Source organism: Streptomyces sp. LZ34, assembly GCF_053890475.1.
Genome location: NZ_CM132680.1, coordinates 12178913 through 12197604 on the forward strand (window position 1 = coordinate 12178913; position 18692 = coordinate 12197604).

The 18692-nt window shown below is 72.9% G+C and carries 15 protein-coding genes; 5 read left to right on the top strand and 10 right to left on the bottom strand.

The window, feature by feature from the left end; all coding sequences use genetic code 11:
- The first annotated feature begins 60 nt into the window (after positions 1 to 60).
- The 4 genes from ACWY4P_RS52165 to ACWY4P_RS52180 are packed head-to-tail and all read left to right on the top strand — an operon-like array spanning position 61 to position 4864.
- On the top strand, positions 61 to 807 hold the full coding sequence (locus tag ACWY4P_RS52165) for an HAD family hydrolase (RefSeq protein WP_456207845.1): 747 nt from the start codon (positions 61 to 63) through the stop codon (positions 805 to 807).
- Positions 804 to 3149, top strand: a complete 2346-nt coding sequence (locus ACWY4P_RS52170) for a glycoside hydrolase family 65 protein (protein WP_456207846.1) — start codon at positions 804 to 806, stop codon at positions 3147 to 3149. Before ACWY4P_RS52165 ends, ACWY4P_RS52170 begins: the two co-directional genes overlap by 4 nt.
- A 49-nt stretch (positions 3150 to 3198) precedes the next feature.
- Positions 3199 to 4602 carry a Si-specific NAD(P)(+) transhydrogenase gene (sthA, locus tag ACWY4P_RS52175; RefSeq protein ID WP_456207847.1) on the top strand — a complete coding sequence of 468 codons (1404 nt, stop codon included), beginning with the start codon at positions 3199 to 3201 and terminating at the stop codon, positions 4600 to 4602.
- A gap of 37 nt (positions 4603 to 4639) precedes the next feature.
- Positions 4640 to 4864, top strand: coding sequence for a DUF2277 domain-containing protein (locus ACWY4P_RS52180; RefSeq protein WP_456207848.1), 225 nt, complete (start codon positions 4640 to 4642; stop codon positions 4862 to 4864).
- Positions 4865 to 4939: 75 nt separating this feature from the next.
- Here ACWY4P_RS52180 and ACWY4P_RS52185 read toward each other — a convergent pair whose 3' ends face one another.
- A complete protein-coding gene (locus tag ACWY4P_RS52185; protein WP_456207849.1) occupies positions 4940 to 6847 on the bottom strand; it encodes a glycoside hydrolase family 97 catalytic domain-containing protein in 1908 nt (635 codons plus the stop codon).
- A 287-nt stretch (positions 6848 to 7134) separates the two neighbouring features.
- Here ACWY4P_RS52185 and ACWY4P_RS52190 point away from each other — a divergent pair, with 287 nt between their 5' ends.
- A complete protein-coding gene (locus ACWY4P_RS52190; protein WP_456207850.1) occupies positions 7135 to 8478 on the top strand; it encodes a Gfo/Idh/MocA family protein in 1344 nt (447 codons plus the stop codon).
- Between the two features lie 101 nt (positions 8479 to 8579).
- On the opposite strand, the gene ACWY4P_RS52195 is transcribed toward ACWY4P_RS52190, so the two are convergent.
- From ACWY4P_RS52195 to ACWY4P_RS52235, 9 genes are all read right to left on the bottom strand, one after another.
- On the bottom strand, positions 8580 to 9761 hold the full coding sequence (locus ACWY4P_RS52195) for a S1 family peptidase (protein WP_456207851.1): 1182 nt from the start codon (positions 9759 to 9761) through the stop codon (positions 8580 to 8582).
- A gap of 226 nt (positions 9762 to 9987) precedes the next feature.
- Positions 9988 to 10653, bottom strand: a complete 666-nt coding sequence (locus ACWY4P_RS52200; protein WP_456207852.1) for a response regulator — start codon at positions 10651 to 10653, stop codon at positions 9988 to 9990.
- 158 nt (positions 10654 to 10811) lie between these two features.
- The gene (locus ACWY4P_RS52205) at positions 10812 to 12059 is read right to left on the bottom strand and encodes a sensor histidine kinase (RefSeq protein ID WP_456207853.1); all 1248 of its coding nucleotides are present in this window, start codon (positions 12057 to 12059) and stop codon (positions 10812 to 10814) included.
- A 238-nt stretch (positions 12060 to 12297) separates the two neighbouring features.
- The gene (locus ACWY4P_RS52210) at positions 12298 to 13476 is read right to left on the bottom strand and encodes an AI-2E family transporter (protein ID WP_456207854.1); all 1179 of its coding nucleotides are present in this window, start codon (positions 13474 to 13476) and stop codon (positions 12298 to 12300) included.
- Between the two features lie 140 nt (positions 13477 to 13616).
- Entirely contained in the window at positions 13617 to 14354 is a 738-nt protein-coding gene (locus ACWY4P_RS52215; protein ID WP_456207855.1) for an SAM-dependent methyltransferase, read from the bottom strand.
- 74 nt (positions 14355 to 14428) lie between these two features.
- Positions 14429 to 14902 (bottom strand): carboxymuconolactone decarboxylase family protein, encoded by a 474-nt coding sequence (locus ACWY4P_RS52220; RefSeq protein ID WP_456207856.1) that lies wholly within the window; start codon positions 14900 to 14902, stop codon positions 14429 to 14431.
- On the bottom strand, positions 14899 to 15741 hold the full coding sequence (locus tag ACWY4P_RS52225; RefSeq protein ID WP_456213337.1) for an aminotransferase class IV: 843 nt from the start codon (positions 15739 to 15741) through the stop codon (positions 14899 to 14901). Before ACWY4P_RS52225 ends, ACWY4P_RS52220 begins: the two co-directional genes overlap by 4 nt.
- Positions 15742 to 15778: 37 nt before the next feature.
- Entirely contained in the window at positions 15779 to 16966 is a 1188-nt protein-coding gene (locus ACWY4P_RS52230) for an FAD-dependent monooxygenase (RefSeq protein WP_456213338.1), read from the bottom strand.
- 52 nt (positions 16967 to 17018) lie between these two features.
- Positions 17019 to 18680 carry a class I adenylate-forming enzyme family protein gene (locus ACWY4P_RS52235; RefSeq protein WP_456207857.1) on the bottom strand — a complete coding sequence of 554 codons (1662 nt, stop codon included), beginning with the start codon at positions 18678 to 18680 and terminating at the stop codon, positions 17019 to 17021.
- Positions 18681 to 18692: the final 12 nt, after the last annotated feature.

The following is an 18692-nucleotide window of genomic DNA, read 5'->3' on the forward strand; positions in this document are numbered from 1 at the left end:
CCCCCTCGCCGAGTCGCGGATTCGGCGCATACTCCGGCGACTGCTGGGGAACCGGGAGCCATGACCAAGCTCCGCCTTCCGGAGTCCGTCCGGGCCTGCCTGTTCGACCTCGACGGTGTGCTGACCCGCACCGCGGTGATCCACGCGGCGGCGTGGAAGGAGATGTTCGACGACTTCCTCCGGCGCCGCGACGGTCCCGCCTTCCGCCCCTTCGACAAGGTCGGCGACTACGACGAATACGTGGACGGGCGGCCTCGCGCCGACGGGGTGCGCACCTTCCTGGCGTCCCGGGGGATCGAGCTGCCCGAGGGGACGGACCAGGACCCGCCCGGCCTGGACACGGTGCACGGCCTCGGCACCCGCAAGAACGCCCTGGTCCTGGAGAAGATCAGGAAAGAGGGGGTCGAGGCGTACCCGGGGTCGGTCCGCTTCGTCGAGGCGGTCCGTGCCGCGGGCCTGCGCACCGCGGTCGTCTCCTCGAGCGCCAACTGCCGCGATGTCCTGATCTCCGCGAAAATAGAACATCTCTTCGAGGTCCGTATCGACGGCGTCGTCGCCGCCGAGCGCGGGCTGGCGGGCAAGCCGCACCCGGACACCTTCCTGGAAGCGGCCCGCGATCTGGGCGTCGCCCCCGCGGCCGCCGCGGTGTTCGAGGACGCCCTGGCGGGTATGGAAGCCGGCCGCGCCGGACACTTCGGTGATGTCGTGGGCGTCGACCGGGTCGGCCAGGCCGAGGCGCTGCGCGCCCACGGCGCGGACATCGTGGTGCGGGACCTCGCGGAGCTGCTGGAGGAGGACGCCTCGTGATCACCGATTCCTCGTACGCCGTCGACCCCTGGATGCTGCGCGAGACCGAGCTCCACCTCGATGTGCTGCCGCAGAGCGAGTCCGTCTTCGCGCTCTCCAACGGCCACGTCGGCTGGCGCGGCAATCTGGACGAGGGCGAGCCGCACGGCTGGCCCGGCTCCTACCTCAACGGCGTGCACGAGCTGCGCCCCCTGCCGTACGCCGAGGCCGGCTACGGCTACCCCGAGTCCGGCCAGACCATGATCAACGTCACCAATGGCAAGATCATCAGGCTGTTGGTGGACGACGAGCCCTTCGACCTGCGCTACGGGCGGCTGCGCTCCCACGAGCGCGTGCTCGATCTGCGCGGCGGGCTGCTGCACCGCACCTGCGAGTGGACCTCCCCCTCCGGCACCACCGTGAAGGTGCGCTCCACCAGGCTGGTCTCCCTCACCCAGCGGGCCATCGCCGCCATCGCGTACGAGGTGGAGGCCGTGGACGCCGAGGTCCGGATGGTCATCCAGTCCGAACTGGTCGCCAACGAGCAACTCCCGCAGCGCGCCGGCGACCCCCGGGTCGCCGCGGCCCTGGAGTCCCCGCTGCTGCCCGAGGATCACGCCGCCAGGGACATGCGGCTGCGTCTGATCCACTGCACCGAGGCGAGCCGGCTGCGGGTCGCCGCCGCCGCCGACCACTTCGTCAGCGGGCCGCCGCCCACCCGCACCTCCAGCGAGAGCAGCGAGGACGTCGCCCGGCTCACCGTCACCTCGGTGCTCCAGCCGGGCGAGGTGCTGCGGCTGGAGAAGCTGGTCGCCTACGGCTGGTCCGGCGCGCGCTCGCTGCCGGCCGTACTGGACCAGGTGGAGGCCGCGCTGGCCGGCGCCGCGAGCACCGGCTGGGACGGTCTGGTGGACCAGCAGCGGGGCTGGCTCGAGGACTTCTGGAGCCGCGCGGACGTCGAGGTCGAGGGCGATGCCGAGATCCAGCAGGCCGTGCGCTTCGCCCTCTTCCACGTACTGCAGGCCGGGGCCCGCGCGGAGGAGCGGGCGATCCCCGCCAAGGGCCTCACCGGGGCGGGCTACGACGGACACTCCTTCTGGGACACCGACACCTTCGTGCTGCCGCTGCTCACGTACACCTTCCCCGAATCCGTCGCCGAGGCGCTGCGCTGGCGGCAGTCCACGCTGCCCGCCGCCCGGGAGCGGGCCCGCCAGCTCGGCCACCACGGCGCCACCTTCCCCTGGCGCACCATCGACGGGTCCGAGTGCTCCGGGTACTGGCCGGCCGGCACGGCGGCCTTCCATGTCAACGCGGATGTGGCCGACGCCGTGGTGCGCTATGTCTCGGCCACCGACGACGACGACTTCGAACGCGAGAGTGCGGTGGAACTGCTGGTGGAAACAGCCCGGCTGTGGCGCTCGCTGGGCCACCACGATCACCACGGCCGCTTCCACATCGACGGGGTGACCGGCCCCGACGAGTACAGCGCGCTCGGCGACGACAACGTGTACACCAACCTCATGGCCCAGTCGAACCTGCGCGCCGCCGCCGACGTCGTCGAGCGTCATCCGGCCAAGGGCGCAGTGCTGGGCGTCGACGACGAGGAGGCCGCGGCCTGGCGGGACGCCGCCGAGGCCATGACGATCCCGTACAACAAGACCCTGGGCGTCCACGAGCAGTCGGCCGACTTCACCGACCACCAGGTGTGGGAGTTCGAGAGCACACACCCCGACCAGTACCCGCTGATGCTGCACTTCCCCTACTTCGACCTGTACCGCAAGCAGGTCGTCAAACAGGCCGACCTGGTGCTGGCGATGTATCTGCGCGGCGATGCCTTCACGGCGGAGGAGAAGGCGCGCAACTTCGCGTACTACGAGGCGCTGACCGTCCGCGACTCCTCCCTGTCCGCCTGCGCCCAGGCCGTCATGGCCGCCGAGGTGGGTCATCTGCGCCTGGCCTACGACTACTTGGGCGAAGCCGCCCTGATGGACCTCAGGGACCTGGAGCACAACACCCGCGACGGACTGCACATCGCCTCGCTGGCCGGCACCTGGATCGCGCTGGTGGCCGGATTCGGCGGCATGCGCCACAGCGACGGCACCCTCGGCTTCTCCCCCAAGCTGCCGGAGAAACTGGCCCGGCTGGCCTTCACCGTCCAGGTGCTGGGCAGGAACCTGCGGGTGGAGATCACCGACGACACCACCATTTACACCTTGGTGCGCGGCGCCCCGCTGGAGATCCGCCACTACGGGCGGCCGCTCACCGTCACCGAGAAGTCGCCGCAGACCCGCAAGGTCCCCGAGCACACCGCCCGTCCCGAGCCGCGCCAGCCCCCCGGCCGCCGCCCCGACCGCCGCGCCTGAGGCCGCGAAGCCCTTCCGGGCGGGTGGCATCGGGTGTCAGACTTCTCAGGTGCCCGACTTTGACATGCTCGTGATCGGATCCGGCCCGGGTGGCCAGAAAGCAGCCATCGCCGCGGCCAAGCTCGGCCGCCGCGTGGCCGTCGTCGACCGCCCGGACATGGTCGGCGGCGTCTCCATACACACCGGGACCGTTCCCTCCAAGACCCTGCGGGAGGCGGTGCTCTACCTCACCGGGCTGACGCAGCGCGATCTGTACGGCCAGAGCTACCGGCTCAAGGACGAGATCACCGTCGCCGACCTGACGGCCCGTACCCAGCATGTGGTCAGCCGCGAAGTGGACGTCATCCGCAGCCAGTTGTCCCGCAACCGGGTCGCGCTGTTCGCCGGGACCGGACGCTTCGTGGACGACCATACCGTCGCCGTGCGCGATGCCGGCGGCCACGAACAGCTGCTGACCGCGCGCCATATCGTGATCGCCACCGGCACCCGCCCGGCGCGCCCGGCGTCCGTGGAGTTCGACGAACGGACGATCATGGACTCCGACAGCGTCCTGAACATGGAGCGGGTGCCGCGCTCCATGGTCATCGTGGGCGCGGGGGTGATCGGCATCGAATACGCCTCCATGTTCGCCGCCCTGGGCAGCAAGGTCACGGTGGTCGAGCAGCGCGAGGGCATGCTGGACTTCTGCGATGTCGAGGTGGTCGAGGCGCTGAAGTACCGGCTGCGGGACCTCGCCGTCACCTTCCGCTTCGGCGAGACGGTCGCGGCGGTCGAGCGCCACGCCCGCGGCGCCCTGACCGTGCTGGAGAGCGGGAAGAAGATCCCCGCCGACGCGGTGATGTACTCCGCCGGCCGTCAGGGGCTGACCGACGACCTCGACCTCGGCAGGGCGGGCCTGACAGCCGATCGGCGGGGCCGGATCGCGGTGGACGAGCACTACCGTACGGCCGTGCCGCACATCTATGCCGTCGGCGACGTCATCGGGTTCCCCGCGCTCGCCGCCACCTCGATGGAGCAGGGCCGCAGCGCCGCGTACCACGCCTGTGACGAGCCGGTGAACCCGATCCACGACCTACAGCCCATCGGCATCTACAGCATCCCCGAGATCAGCTTCATCGGCCGCACCGAGGACCAGCTCACCGACGCCTGCGTGCCTTTCGAGGTCGGCGTCTCGCGCTACCGCGAGCTGGCCCGCGGCCAGATCGTCGGCGATTCGCACGGCATGCTGAAGCTGCTGGTGTCCCCGGAGGACCGGCGGCTGCTGGGGGTGCACTGCTTCGGCACCGGCGCGACCGAGCTGATCCACATCGGCCAGGCGGTGATGGGCTGCGGCGGCACTGTCGACTACCTGGTCGACGCGGTGTTCAACTATCCGACCTTCGCCGAGTCCTACAAGGTCGCCGCCCTGGACGCGACGAACAAGATGCGGGAGATCGATCACCTGGGGGACTGAAGCCCTTGTTGTCACAGCCGGGGCGCACACTGGAGGCATGTGCCGCAGCATCAAGACACTCCGCCCGCCCATGACCCCCGAGCCGCACGACGAGGACATCGAGGCGGCTGCACTGCAGTACGTCCGCAAGGTGTCCGGGTTCCGCGCGCCCGCCGCCCATAACCGCGAGGTCTTCGACCAGGCAGTCGAGGCGGTGGCCGAGGCCACCCGCAAGCTCCTCGACGGAATCGAAGTGCGCGGAAGCGCCGGTCGCGCGGGCTGAGCCCGCCGCACCGTTGCGCCCCCCGCCGCGCCGGTGTGGTCCGGCGCGGCGGGGGGAGTGGTGCCGGCTCCCGGCTCAGGCGGTCGGCCGGTCGCAGCTGGTGCGGCCGGGGTGCCAGCGGCAGGCGATGGCCGCGAAGCCGCCGTCCGCGACGACCGGTACGGACAGGGTGTCCCCGCCGCGCGCCACGCGAGCTTCGCGGACCAGGCCGTCCGGGCCGTCGAGGACCAGATCGACCAACCAGGTGCCCGACCCCAGCCGCAGCGGCACCTCGGCGGTGCGGGCGGCACCGGCGAAGGTGCCGCCGATGAACCACCGCCCGCCGCTCGCCCGGGCCAGCACCGCGCTCTCGCCGGGCCGCCCCGCGAGCAGCCGGGTGCGGTCCCAGGCCGCGGGGAGCTGTTCGAGGAAGCCCCGCGCGAGCGGGCGCGCGTCATACGACTCGGGGGTGCCCGCGAGGTTCTGGATGCCCGACTCGTACAGCACGGACAAACCCAACTCGCCAGCATCCGAACCCGCGTTGGGGCGCTGCGGGCGGTGGAAGGCGCCGGGGGTGAAGTCCATGGAGCCGATGACGTTGCGGGTGAAGGGGAGGACGGTCAGGTGCTGCGGGGTGTTGACGCGCTTCTCCTCGCCGTTGACCCCTTCCATCGTCATCACGTGCGGCCAGGTGCGCTGGATGCCCTTGGGGATCGTCGAGCCGTGGAAGTTGACCAGCAGATGGTGGGCGGCGGTGGCCGGGAGGATCTCGTCGTACCAGCGCAGCGTGGACTGGGACTCGGAGTCCATGAAGTCGATCTTCACCCCCTTCACGCCCCACCTCTCCAGCGTGGGCAGCCACTGCTCGCGCTCCTCGGCCGTGTCCAGATCGCGGTGGTGGATCCAGACCTGGATGCCGACGCCGCGCTCCCGCGCGTACGTCGCGAGCTCCGGGATCCAGCTGTTCGTCTGCCAGTTGGGGTCGGTGACGTCCCACTGGTCCGGGTCGAAGTACCAGCCGGCGTCGACCACGACATACGGCCAGCCGCGCTGGGCCGCGTAGTCCACGTACCCCTTCTGCATCGACAGGCTCTGGCCGGCCGGGCGTCCGCCGGCCAGCCAGGTCCACAGGGCGGGCCCCGGCCGGATCCACGAGGTGTCGGCGACCCGCGAGGCGGGCGCGAGGTCATCGGTGAAGGTGGACTCCGTGACGGTCGCGAGATCGCCCACGATCAGCGCCCGCCACGGTGTGCTCAGCCCGCCGTCGGAGGTGACGCGCTCGTCCCACAGCCCGATGCGATAGGTGGGCCGGCCCGCCTCGTGCACCAGACGGGCGGCGGAGTAGCGGCCGCTGAGGTCCGATTCGGCGATCAGGGCGTAGGTGCCCCGCGTCTCGAACAGCGCCTGCGCCATGTACTCGCCGGTCGGCGCGTCGGCCGCCGAGTACTCGGTGAACAGGTTCTCGTTGTCGCGCCGGTAGGCGCCGAGCCACGCGGCCGCGTCCGCCGGAAGCGTGAAGGCCGAGGTCTCGCCGAGGACGTCCCCGCTGCCCTTCGGCAGGACGTAGCGGTAGGCGACGCCGTCGTCCGAGACACGGACCACGAGGTCGAACCGGGCGCCCCCGTCGCCGCGGAAGCGGAACCTCGCCTCGGTCATGCGTACGTCGCGCGAGCGTTGTTTGCCGACGGTGGCCCGGTAGCGCTCCGCGACCACACGGCGCTCGCGCCCCAGGAGCCGCAGGCCCCGCGACAGATCCGCGCCCTCGGTGCGGATGCCGACGGGCGAGGGCTCGAGCACCGTACGGCCGCCCCGCGACACCTGGAGCGTCAGCGCTCCCGTGGTCGCGTCGAGTTGTAGTCGGGCCTGCGGACCGGAGCGCGCCGAGGGGCCGCTGACGGTCCACGTGGAGTCCTTCGCGTGTGCGGGCGCCGTGACGAACAGCGTCATCGCGAGCACGCCGCTGAGCAGAAGAGCCAGGGTGGTGCGTCTGACAGATCTCGCCATGATTGCCTCCCGAGGCGGATACGTTACATAGTCATCCGATAACTGGGGAGGGGGCAGGCGCGATTGAGGGGGAAGAGGGGAAGGTATGGCGTTAAAGATCGGATCTATGGCCGGGTGTCGGCGCGACACCGCAGCGCCGGGGACCGCTGTGCAATCGTTCCCACACATTTCCGCCGGACGGACAGGCCAGACGCCCCGTCACTTCACCCACGACCATTGACGCATCTGCAAACGAATGCAACTCTTCCGTGCAGCTTCAAACAGCCCAGCAGCGGGAGAGGAATCGCATGGCCGCCACCACCACAGCCAGACGCGTCGCCATCGTCGGCACCGGCCACCGAGCACAGACCTTCACCGAAGCCTTCTCCCGCCGCCCGCAGCTGCACGTCGCCGCCCTGTGCGACCCCAACCCGGTGCGGATCGCCCACCACAACGACCTGCTCGCCGCCGCGGGCCGCCCGGCGGCCACGGCCTACGGGGCGGAGGACTTCGAGCGGCTGCTGCGCACCGAAGACATCGACGAGGTGCTGGTCACCACCGTGGACGCGCTCCACGACCACTACATCGTCCCCGCCCTGGAACACGGCGCGCGCGTCGTCACCGAGAAGCCCATGACCGTCGACGCCGAGCGCTGCGCCCGCATCCTGGAGACCGTGGGCCGCACGGGCAACAGCCTCTCCGTGGCCTTCAACTACCGCTTCAACCCCGTCCATGAGCGGGTGCGCCGGCTCCTGGCCGAAGGCGCCATCGGCGATGTGCTGTCCGTGCACTTCGAGTGGCTGCTCGACGTGCGCCACGGCGCCGACTACTTCCGCCGCTGGCACCGCGAGAAGGCCAACAGCGGCGGCCTGATGGTGCACAAGTCCAGCCACCACTTCGACCTCGTCAACTGGTGGCTCGGCGCCCGCCCCGAGCAGGTCTTCGGCTACGGGCGGCTCGCCTTCTACGGCCGGGAGGCGGGGGAGCGCACCGGCTACCGGCGGGACTACGACCGGGCCCACGGGGCGCAGGCCGCGGCCGACGACCCCTTCGCCGTCCACCTGGAGGACAACGAGGCGCTGCGCTCCCTGTATCTGCGGGCCGAGGGAGAGGACGGCTATCTGCGCGACCGCAACGTCTTCGGTGACGACATCAGCATCGAGGACGACATGGCGCTCCTCGTGCGCTACTCCACCGGCGCCACCATGACGTACCACCTCACCGCCTACTCGCCGTGGGAGGGCTACCGGGTGATGTTCAACGGGACGCGCGGCCGCCTTGAACTACAGGTCGAGGAGAGCCTGTGGCAGTCGCCCCGGGCCCGGGTGTCCTCCGCCAAGGGCGCGGTCCACGGTGACACCGCGCTCGCCAACGCGGGCGGCCACCGCATCACCGTCCACCCGCTGTGGGAGCCCCCGCACGAGGTGGCCGTCACCGACTTCGACCACGCCGGCCACGGCGGCGGCGACGCGCGAATGCTGGACGCCCTCTACGGATCCGCCGACCCCGACGCCGCGCCCGACACCGGCGACGCGGCGGGGCTGCGGGCGAACGAGGTCGACGGCGCGCTCGCCCTGGCCGCGGGCCTGGCGGCCAACAAGTCCTTCGCCACCGGAGGTCCCGTGGACATCGCGGACGTGGTGCGGGTGTGACCCGGTAGTCGGCAGCGGGAGGCGGGCCGGACAAGGCCCGCCTCCCACGCCTCTCTCCCGCCTTCCATCGGCCTTTCGGCCGCTCGCGGCGCGCTCGGGCCTCAGGCGGTGTGCAGCCGCAGGCCGTACACCGACAGGATCTCGTTCACCGGCTGGAACCAGGTCTCCCCGCCGCTGCTGCAGTTGCCCCAGCCGCCGGAGGTCACGCCCTGGGCCTGGTCGCCGCTGATGAACGAACCGCCCGAGTCACCCCCCTCGGCGCACACATTGGTCTTGGTCATCTGGTGCACCGCGCCCTGGCTGTAGTTCACCGTCTCGTTCTTGGCCAGCACCGTGCCGCAGTGCCAGTGGGTGGTGGACCCGGAGCGGCAGATCGAGGCGCCGACCGGGGCCTCCGCGGAGCCGCGGACCAGCGCGTCCGGCACCGTGCCCCAGCCGAGCACCACCGGGACGGTCCACCAGCCGCTGCCGACGCTGACATACGCGTAGTCGTTGCCGGGGAAGGACGAGCCCTGGAAGTTGCCGACGTACGAGCCGTCCCAGCCGTTGACGGAGGCGCCGGCCCGGCCGCAGTGCCCGGCCGTGACGAAGCCGCCCTGCACCGAGAAGCCGATGGAGCAGCGGACGTTGCCGGTGTAGTACGGGTCGCCGCCGACCGTGCCCGCGGCGAAGGTGGTCGGCGCCTGCGCGGCGGCCTTCTCGACCGTGACCGGGACCGAGCCCGCCCGCTTGCCCTGGTCCTTCGCCGCGTCGACGAACGTGCGCACGGCGGCGTCGCGCTCGGTCCCCTGACGGACCGAGATCACCACACGGCCCGCCTTCGGGTCGACGTGCCAGCCGGCGACCCCGGCCGGGGCGGCCTTCTTCCCGGCGTTTTCGTCGAGTCTCGCCTTCGCCGCGTCGAGTTCCTTCGCGGTGTGCCGGACGGTCCGGGCGGTGGCGCCGGTCGCCCGTACCGCCGCGGCCTGCTGCCGGCCGGTGACGCCGACGACCAGCTCTCCGGTGTCCGCGTCGAACCAGGAACCGCCGAACGACTTCCCCGCGGCGCGCTCGGCCTTCGGCGCCAGCTTCATGGCCGCCAACTCCTGGCGCAGGCGGGTCTTCGCCTGTCCCTCCGTCAGGCCCAGGTCGCGGCCGAGGGCGCTGACGAGCTTCGCGGACGGCGCCGACGAGTCGGGGCCGGGGGCCGCCGTGGCGGTGGAGAGCGCGGCACCGGCGCCCGTCAGGGTGCCGAGGACGAGCAAGGCGGACAGGCCGACACGGGCAGCGGTCGTGCGTCGCATGGCAGTTCTCCTTCTGTTGCGCTGCGAAACAAGGGCAGAACAGGGGAGACCTGAGAGCGCTCTCATGGCCGATCGCGGAGGAGCCTAGAGCGAGCGGAGGCAATAAGTCCATACCAATGGAGGTGGTGACTTCAGGCTTGAGGGGATCTCCTAGGGGTTTCCCTCAAGTGTCATACGGCCCCACGTACTTCAGCCGGGCCCTCAGCGGCTGATCGGCCCCTGCGGCTCATCGGCCCCTGGGGACGACGAGGCCGGACTCGTAGGCCAGGATGACGGCCTGGGTGCGGTTCTGGGCGCCCAGCTTGGTCAGCAGGTTGCTCACATGGGTCTTGACGGTTTCCAGACTGACCGTCAGGCAACTCGCGATGTCCGGGTTCGACAGGCCGGTCGCCATGAGCCTGAGGATCTCGGTCTCACGGGCGGTCAGCGGGGTGTGGCCGGGGGCAGGGACGGCCGGGGGCAGGGGGCGGGCCGCCACCAGCCTGCGGACGGCGTCGGGGAAGAGCGCCGAGTCGCCCGTGGCCACCAGCCGTATGGCGTGCGCGATCGCCTGCGACGGCGTCCGCTTGAGGATGAAGCCGTCGGCGCCCGCCCGCAGCGCGTCATAGACGTGTTCGTCGCTCTCGAAGGTCGTGATCACCACGACCTTCGGCGGGTCCTCCAGGGCCGACCGCAGTTGCCGGGTCGCCTCGATGCCGTCCATCCCGGGCATCCGCACATCCATCAGCACCACATCCGGCCGGGTCCGCCGGACCAGGGGCAGCACCTCGCCGCCGTCCGCCGCCTCACCCACCACCTCCAGGTCCGGCTTGGCCGACAGCAGGGCCCGCAGTCCGGTGCGGGTGAGTTCCTCGTCGTCGGCGATGAGCACGGTCACGGGCGTGGTGGTCATGGCGCCGACCTTAAGCGGTCTCGGGTAAGTCCGGGCGGCGTCGCGTGCCGATGGGCGGCGCCTGGCCGCACCCCGCTCGTCGCACGCAGCGCCGCTGCGCTCTCCTCCCGGGGCACGCCCATGCTTGCCCCTCGACCCGCTCCTTCTCCCACCCGGACTTACCCAAGACCGCTTAGCGGTATCCGGGCCAGCAGCCGCCACCGGCCGCCCGCCACCGGACCGGCGCTGACCTCGCCGCGCAGCAGCCGCACCCGTTCGCCGATCCCGGCCAGGCCCTGCCCTCGCCGCCCGGGCCGGGTGAGGCCGAGGCCGCGGCCGCCCGCCACCGGGTTGGTGAGCTCCGTCTCCAGCCAGTCGCCCGTCACCGCCACGCGCAGCGTCACCGGCGCCCGGTGGGCGTGGCGCAGGGCGTTGGTCAGCCCCTCCTGGACGATGCGGTAGGCCTCCCGGGACACGGTGGCCGGCACCCGGGCCAAGTCGCCGCTGATGTCGGCGCGCACCTCGGTGCCGGTCTGCCGCACCCGCTCCAGCAGGGCGTGCAGATCGCCGAGCGTGTGCTGCGGGGCCGTCGCGGCCTTTCCCGTCCGCAGCACGCCGAGCACATGGTCCAGGTCGTCCATCGCGCTCCGGGAGGACTCCTCGATGCTGCTGAGCGCGCGCCGGGCCGCCTCCGGCTCCCGCTCCAGCAACTCCGCCGCCACGGCGGCCTGGATGGTGGCGGCTGTGAGGGTGTGCCCGATGGAGTCGTGCAACTCCTGGGCCAGCCGGTTGCGCCCGGCCAGCAGGCGCGTCTGCTCCTCGAGCGCGGCGAGCCGCTCGGCAGGCCGGGGGCCGAGCAGGGCCGGCGCCGACGACCGCAGCACGGCCACCGCGCCCGCGCAGACCCACCCCGCGGCCACGAGGCAGCCCACCACCGCGAGCGGGGCCCACCCGCCCCGCCAGCCGCCCGCCACCCGCACCGACAGGCCCAGCAGAGCGATCCGGTCGCCACCGCCGAGCCAGACACCCGCCAGCGCCGCCGCCACCGCCGCCAGCAGGCCCGTCACGGCCACCACCGCCCAGCCCACCGCCGTGTGCAGCGCCAGCCACGCCGAGGTGCGCACGGCGTCCGGCCGCCCGGCCCCGGGCGGCGCGGCGGGTGCGGGCAGGCCGGTGCGCAGCAGCCGGTTGGCCAGGCGTACCCACCGTGCCCGCGCCGCCCGCGGGAGGCCACCGGCCGCGAGCAGCGCCGCGAACACCGCCCCGAAACACACCCACCGCAGCCCCACCGGCCACGACCGAGCCACCGCCGCCGCCACGGCCAGCGCCACCGCCGCCGGCGGCAGGCTCCAGGCCCAGCCGGTCAGCGCGTACACCCAGCCCCGCACGGTGTCCGCGCAGAACAGCGGGCGAATCGGTCTCCACACAGGGGCCTTGCACACGGGCGTTTTCCACACGGCCGCAAGTATGGCGGCCACCGCACCCCGCCCGCCTCCCCCTCGAGAGCCAGTGGCCCCTTCCCCCGACCGGGGGAGCCGGAGTTCTCTCCCCGCCGTGAACTCGCCCGCACACGCACGTCTTGCGGTCCCACTCGGCTGCGGTCCGCTCGGCTTTCGTGTGCCTCGGCCACGGGATCAGGGACACGACCCCAGGGCTGAGCCGCCATCAGGGCCCGGCGCGCAGCGTACGCACCACGGACCAGACGACCGACACCATCGGCACGGCCACGATCGCGCCGACCACCCCGGCGACGAGGCTGCCGGCGATGACCGAGATCGCGACCACCACCGGGTGCAGCTGCACGGCCCAGCTCATCACCAGCGGATGGAGCACATGGCCTTCGATCTGGCCGATGACGACGATGAGCACCAGCACGGCGGCGGCGATGACCGGGCCCCGCCCGGCCAGCGCCACCACGGTCGCCACGGCCAGCGCGATGGGCGCACCGACCAGCGGGATGAAGGTGGCGAAGAACACCAGCACCGTCAGCGGCAGGGCCAGCGGTACCCGTAGCAGGAACAGGGCGATGCCCACCAGCGTCGCGTTGGAGGCCGCCACGATGATGATGCCGCGCGTATAGCCCGCGAACGTGGACCACGCCGCCCGGGCCGCCCGGTCCCACGCCGACCGGGCGGTCTCGGGCAGTTGGGCGTGGAACCACAGCCACATCCGGTCGCCGCCGTACATGAAGAACACCGAGCAGAACAGCGCCAGGGCCGTGCCGGTGAGGGCCTCCACGACCCGGTTGGCGCCGCTGAGCGCCCGGCTGATCAGCGCCGACCGGTGGGTCGAGATGAAGGTGCCGATCCGTTCGTGCAGCCCTTGAAGCGTGCTGCGCCTGACCCGGAACGGCGGCTGCTCCAGCCAGCGGCTGATCCGGCCCACCCCGCCGCGGAACTCGCCGACCAGCCTGCCCGCCTCGCCGGCCGCCACGCTGCCCACCAGCGCCAGCAGACCGAGCAGCACGGCGATGCTGCCGACCAGGGCCAGTGCCACGGCGAGCGGCCGCGGTACCAGCCGCGCCAACAGATCGGCCAGCGGTCGCAGCAGCGCGGTCACCACCAACCCCAGGAACACCGCGACCGCTACCAGCTCGAAGCGCCCCAGCACCTTGAACGCCGCGTAGATGAGCGCTCCGACCACCAGCAGCCGCCACGCGTACGCGGCGGCGAGGCGCAGCCCGGGGTGCACGAGGTCCTCCGCGCTCCGCCCGGCCGCGGCACGGACCGGTGCGGCGGCGGCGCGGGCCCGGGCCACCGCCCCCAGGGCCCGGCGGCCGGGGCGGCCGCCCCGTACCACGCGCCGCGCGCGTCGGCCGTCCGGAGGGCGAGATGTGCTGCTCACCTGGGCGCCACCGCCTCCTGCGTCCCGGTCCCGCGCGGCCGACACGGAATGTGAATCGTCCCTGTATGGGGCGATTCAATCAGGGACGCGTCGCCCCATGACGGCAATCGGCGGCGGCGTGGCGGAGCGGGCGGGCTTCGCTACGCCTCGGTCCTGCGCAGGATCAGAAAGACGAAGCCGAAGGAGTCCCGGTAGTGGCGCAGCCATTGGGAGCGGTGGGTGGCGGCCGCGTCGAGGGCCTCGGCGCGGCCGGGGTCGTCGGGGTGGTCCAGGGCCCAGGAAGCCAGCGACCCCGTCCAGGCCCATTCGTACGCGTCCAGTTCCTCACGCGTGCTGACGTGCCCCTGGACGGGCGTCCACCCGTCGGCGACGACCCGGTCCACAGTGGTCGCCAGGTCGGCGAACTCGCCCAGCATCTCGACGGCCGCCGGGGACGGCTCACGCTCCCAGAACCCGTCACCGACCAGGACGCGCCCGCCGGGGGCCAGCCGACGGCGCGCCGCCGCGAGGGTGGGGAGCAGGCCGCCGAAGGCATGGGCGGCCCCGACGCTGACCACCAGGTCGAAGGGGTGCGGGGAGGAGAACCCGTCGGCGTCCCGGTGGTGGAGGGCGAGCCGGTCCGAGGCCCCGAGGTCCTCGGCCGCCGCCCGGGCGTCCGCCAGGGCGCGCTCGGAGATGTCCACGCCCTCGGCCCGCACCCCGGGATACGCGGCCAAGGCGCGCAGCAACCACTCCCCGCCGCCGCAGCCGAGGTCGAGTACCCGTTCGTCGCCGCGCGGCAGACCCGCTTCGAGCAGCCGGCGCACCGCGTCGTCGCCGATCGGGGCGGCTATCGGATGGTCGGCGTGGGCGAGTCTGGAGATCAGTTCACGATTCACCGCGGCAGCCTCGCAGCTCCCGCGCCGCGCCCGCACCTGGTTTTCCCCCGCGGGCGCGACGCCGCCGGTGAGACCTAGCCCGGGATCATCCGGGTGCTGATCGCGATGCGGTTGTACGCGTTGATGACGACGGCGGCCCAGATGATCGCCGCCACCTGCGGCTCGTCCCACACCTCGCGTGCGGCCCGGTAGACGTCATCGGGCACATGTCCGTCCTGAACCGAGGTGACCGCCTCGGCCAGCGCGAGGGCGGCCCGCTCCCGGTCGGTGAAGAACGGCGTCTCCCGCCAGGCGCTCAGCGTGTGGAGCCGCTGGTCGCTCTCGCCGTGGGCGCGGGCGTCCTTGGTGTGCAGGTCCAGGCAGAAGGCGCAGCCGTTGAGCTGCGACGCGCGGATCCTGATCAGCTCCAGCAGCTCGGGCTCGACCCCCGCCTCGGAGGCCGCCAGGGCCGCCGCCGCGTGCAGTTCGCCCATCGCCGCCGAGACCTTGGGCGTCAGCTGCTTCAGCTTCATCCGGGGAGTCGGTGAGGTACCGGGAGCCATGGTCATCGGGAAACTCCATTCGTCTCGTTCAGTGGTTCCGCTGCCGTGTCGAGCCAGGTCTGCCAGGAGGCCGCGCGCCGGGCCGGCCCCGCGCGCAGCGGGCTGCCGAGCCATTCGGTCACCGGCCGGATGCCGTGCAGGGCGTTGACGAACCACACCTCGCGGCCGTCCAGGTCCGCCGCGGTGGGCCGGCGGTGCTCCACCGGCACGCCCAGCCGCACGGCGCGCTCCTCGATCAGGGCCGACGTCACGCCCGCGAGCACCGGCAGCTCGGGGGAGGGAAGACACAGGACGTCGCCCTCCCACCACAGGACATTCGCCGTCGTCCCCTCCAGCACCAGCCCGTCCGGAGTGGTGAGCATCAGCTCCTGTGCCCCCCGCTCGGTGGCCCGCCCGCGCAGCTCGGCCAGGAGGGACAGATCGGGCCCCTTACGGCGGGGAAGGACCCGCGGGTCGGCCTCCTCGCCCACCCACACGGCCACGCTCTCGGTGCGCGGCGGCGCGGGCCGTATCCGCAGAAACAGCCGGGCCGGTTCCGGACCGGCGAGTTCCACCCGCGGGAACCACGCACCGGCGCGCGGCAGCATGTCGACCGACTCCCGCCAGAACCTCTCGATCCGCGCCGGAGAGTCGCCCGTCGCCTCCGCGCAGGCCGCGACGAACCGGCGGCGATGCCGGTCCAGGCCACGCACCCGCCCCTCGTCGACCAGCCAGGAATCGGCCGCCAGCAGCGCGGTGTCCGGGACCGGCCGGCACGGCGTCAGACCACGGTCCTCGCACCACATCAGCGCACGGATGTCCGGCTCCCTTCCCACGTCCTGGCCGACCTGCCACACCGCGGCCATCTCCATCCTCACGTGCTCCTTCATGTCCGAGCCGGGTTCAGTATCTACCCGGCGAGGGGCTGCCGGGCGAGGCCCCCGGCGGTCCATGGCGCGGCCCATAGGGCGCATGCTCCAGCCACGCCCCGCACCGGGGCACCACGGGGGCCAGCGTCGCCGCCGTGCGCTGTCTGACCCGCCCCCAGCGCCGGGGCCGCAGATGCGCCAGCGCCGCCCCGGCGGCCGCGCTGTTGAACACCGCCGCGGCGCGGCGCACCGCGGCGAACTCGCCGACCGCCGCCGTCGCCCGCGACGGATCGCGGCATGCCACCGCCACCGCCTCGGCCGCCGCCACCGCGTCCGCCATCCCGCTGTTCATCCCCCGCGCCCCGAAGGGCGGGAACAGGTGCGCCGCCTCTCCGACCAGCAGCACCCTCCCTCCCGGGTCCGTGAACGACGCGGCCACCTTGCGCAGGAAGTGATACCGCGACACCCACAGGACCGTGTCCCCGTACCGCTCGCCGACCAGCGGGGGCAGCCACCGGCGCACCGCCTCCTCGCTGCCGTAGGACTCCGGCGGGTCGTCGGCGTGACACTGCAGATCCACCTGGAAGCCGCCGGTGAACGGCACGCGCAGCACACTGCGGCCGCCGGTGCCCGGATGCTCGTAGTGGAAGACCCGCTCCACCGGCAGCCGGTCGTCGCCCGGCTCCGCCACGTCCACGACCACGTGGTATCCCTCGGACCGGTCGCCCTCCAGCGGGATGTCCAGCGCCCGGCGCACCGCGGACCGCGCCCCGTCGGCCGCCACCACATGGCTTGACGTCCAGGTCCGGCCGTCGGCCGCGGCCACCGCCACCTCGCTCCCGGCCACCCGGGCGCCACTCACCTCCGCGTCCCAGCAGAACTCCACGCCCGCCGACAGACACGCCTCGTACAGGAACCGCTCGGTGTCCACCTGGCGGAGGCTGGTGAACGCGGGCAGCTCTTCGCCGCCGGTGGCCGGGGTGGCGGGCGCGGCGGTTCGGGCGTACACCTCGCGGCCGCGGTAGAGCGTGCGCCGGGTGCGCCACGTCGTCCCGTACGCCGCGATGCGCGCGCCCAGTCCGGGCCGCGCCCGCTCCAGCAGCCGCAGCGACTGCCGGTGGACGAACAGCGCCCGGCTGCCGGGCCGCACCCGCCCCCGCGGCCCGGCCTCCAGCACGGTGACCGGCACTCCCCGGGCGGTGAGGGCCAGCGCGGCCGTCATCCCCACCGGCCCGGCGCCCACCACCAGGACCGGCCGCCGCCCCTCGGCCACCTCAGCTCCCGGCCCGCGCCGGGGAGAGCGTGGGCAACTCGCCACAGGCGAGCAGCCGGGCAATCTCCAGGCGCTTGATCTTCCAGGTGCCGGTCCGGGGCAGGTCCTGGAACCGGCAGTGCACCGGTGCGGACAGCCCCGGCAGGTCCGCGGTGGCCCGCCGCCACCTGCCGTCCTCCAGCGCCTTGTCCCCGCGCGTGCACACCAGGGGCACGGGCCGCTCGTCCGGCCCGGGCACGATGACCACCTCGCGCAGCTCGCCCAGCCGCGACAGCAGCGCGTCCTCGATCTCCAGGCTGCTGTCGAGCGCGGGGATCTGATCGACTTCCCGGTCGATCAGATACAGCCCGCCCCACCGGTCCTGGTAGCCCATGTCGCCCATCCGCCACCAGCCCCGGTCCACCTGCCGGGCGTACAGCTCGGGCGCGCCGAGGTAGGTGAGGATACGGCCGCGGGTGCGGGCCTCGATGGCCCCGGGCGTGCCGGGCGGACACTTCCTGCCCTGCTCGTCCACCACCCGGATCCGGGTGAACCCGGGGATCGCGTTGCCGACCCGCCGCCCGTCTTTGTCCACCCGCCGCCCGCCCAGCTCTACCCGCCGCCCACCCAGCTCTACCCGCCGCCCGCCCGGCCGTGCCGTGCCCCCGCGGCTGTGCCGGCGGAAGACCACCGGGCCCGTCTCGCTCTGCCCGTACAGCTGCACCAGGTGCGGCGCGCGGCGCCGGGACGCGCCCAGCAGCCGCCGGACGGTGCGCGGATGGATCGCGTCGAAGGTGGAGCCGTAGGCGCGGACGTTGGACAGCGGCGCGCCGGGGGCGGTGGCCAGGTCCTCCCACAGCACAAAGGTGTTGGGATGGGTCTCGACGATGCCGGGGCGGTGCGCCGCCAGCAGCGGGCCGGCGTGGGCCGGGTCGGGGTCGACGAGCAGTAGCAGCGGGCTGCCGAAGTGCAACAGCACGCCCAGCAGATGGTAGAAGCGGGAGTGCACATACGACATGTGGAGCGCGGCGGGCTCGCCACGGGTCGGCCGGCCCAGCGCCTTCTGCGGCACCAGCCGGTTCCACATGGCGTACGGGCAGTGCACCGCCAGCTTCGGGATCCCGGTGGTCCCCGAGCTGTGGGTGATCAGGGAGGGCTCCCTGGGGTGGAGCCGTACGGCGGGACGCCGCGGCGCCCCGTCATACCTCGCCAGCGCGACGGCGTGCCCCGGCGTGTCGGGTGCGCCGTCCACCGTGAGGACACCGCGCGCCAGCCCCGTGTCCAGCCCGCTCAGGGCGCCCTTCAGCGTCGCGCGGTCGGTGAGCAGCCAGGGCGCGTGCAGCCGGTCCAGCAGCACCCCGGTGACCGCCCCGTCCAGCGACGGCGACAACAGGGCCGGCACCGCGCCGATCCGGGAGGCCGCGCAGGCCAGCAGCGCGATGTCGACGTTGTCCGACTTGTGGATGGCCACGTGCTCGCTCGGCCGCACACCGGCCGCCCACAGCCGTCCGGCCAGGTCGTCGACCAGATCCGCGAGTTCGGCGTAGCCCAGCTCCGTACCGGCGTCCGGGGCGATGTCCAGCGGGCGGTCCAAGGTCACCGGCACATTGCCGTGCCGGGCCGCGGCCTCCCGGAACATCAGCCCGATATAGAACCCGTGCTCGGGCATCAGCTGTCGCAACATATCCGGTTCCTT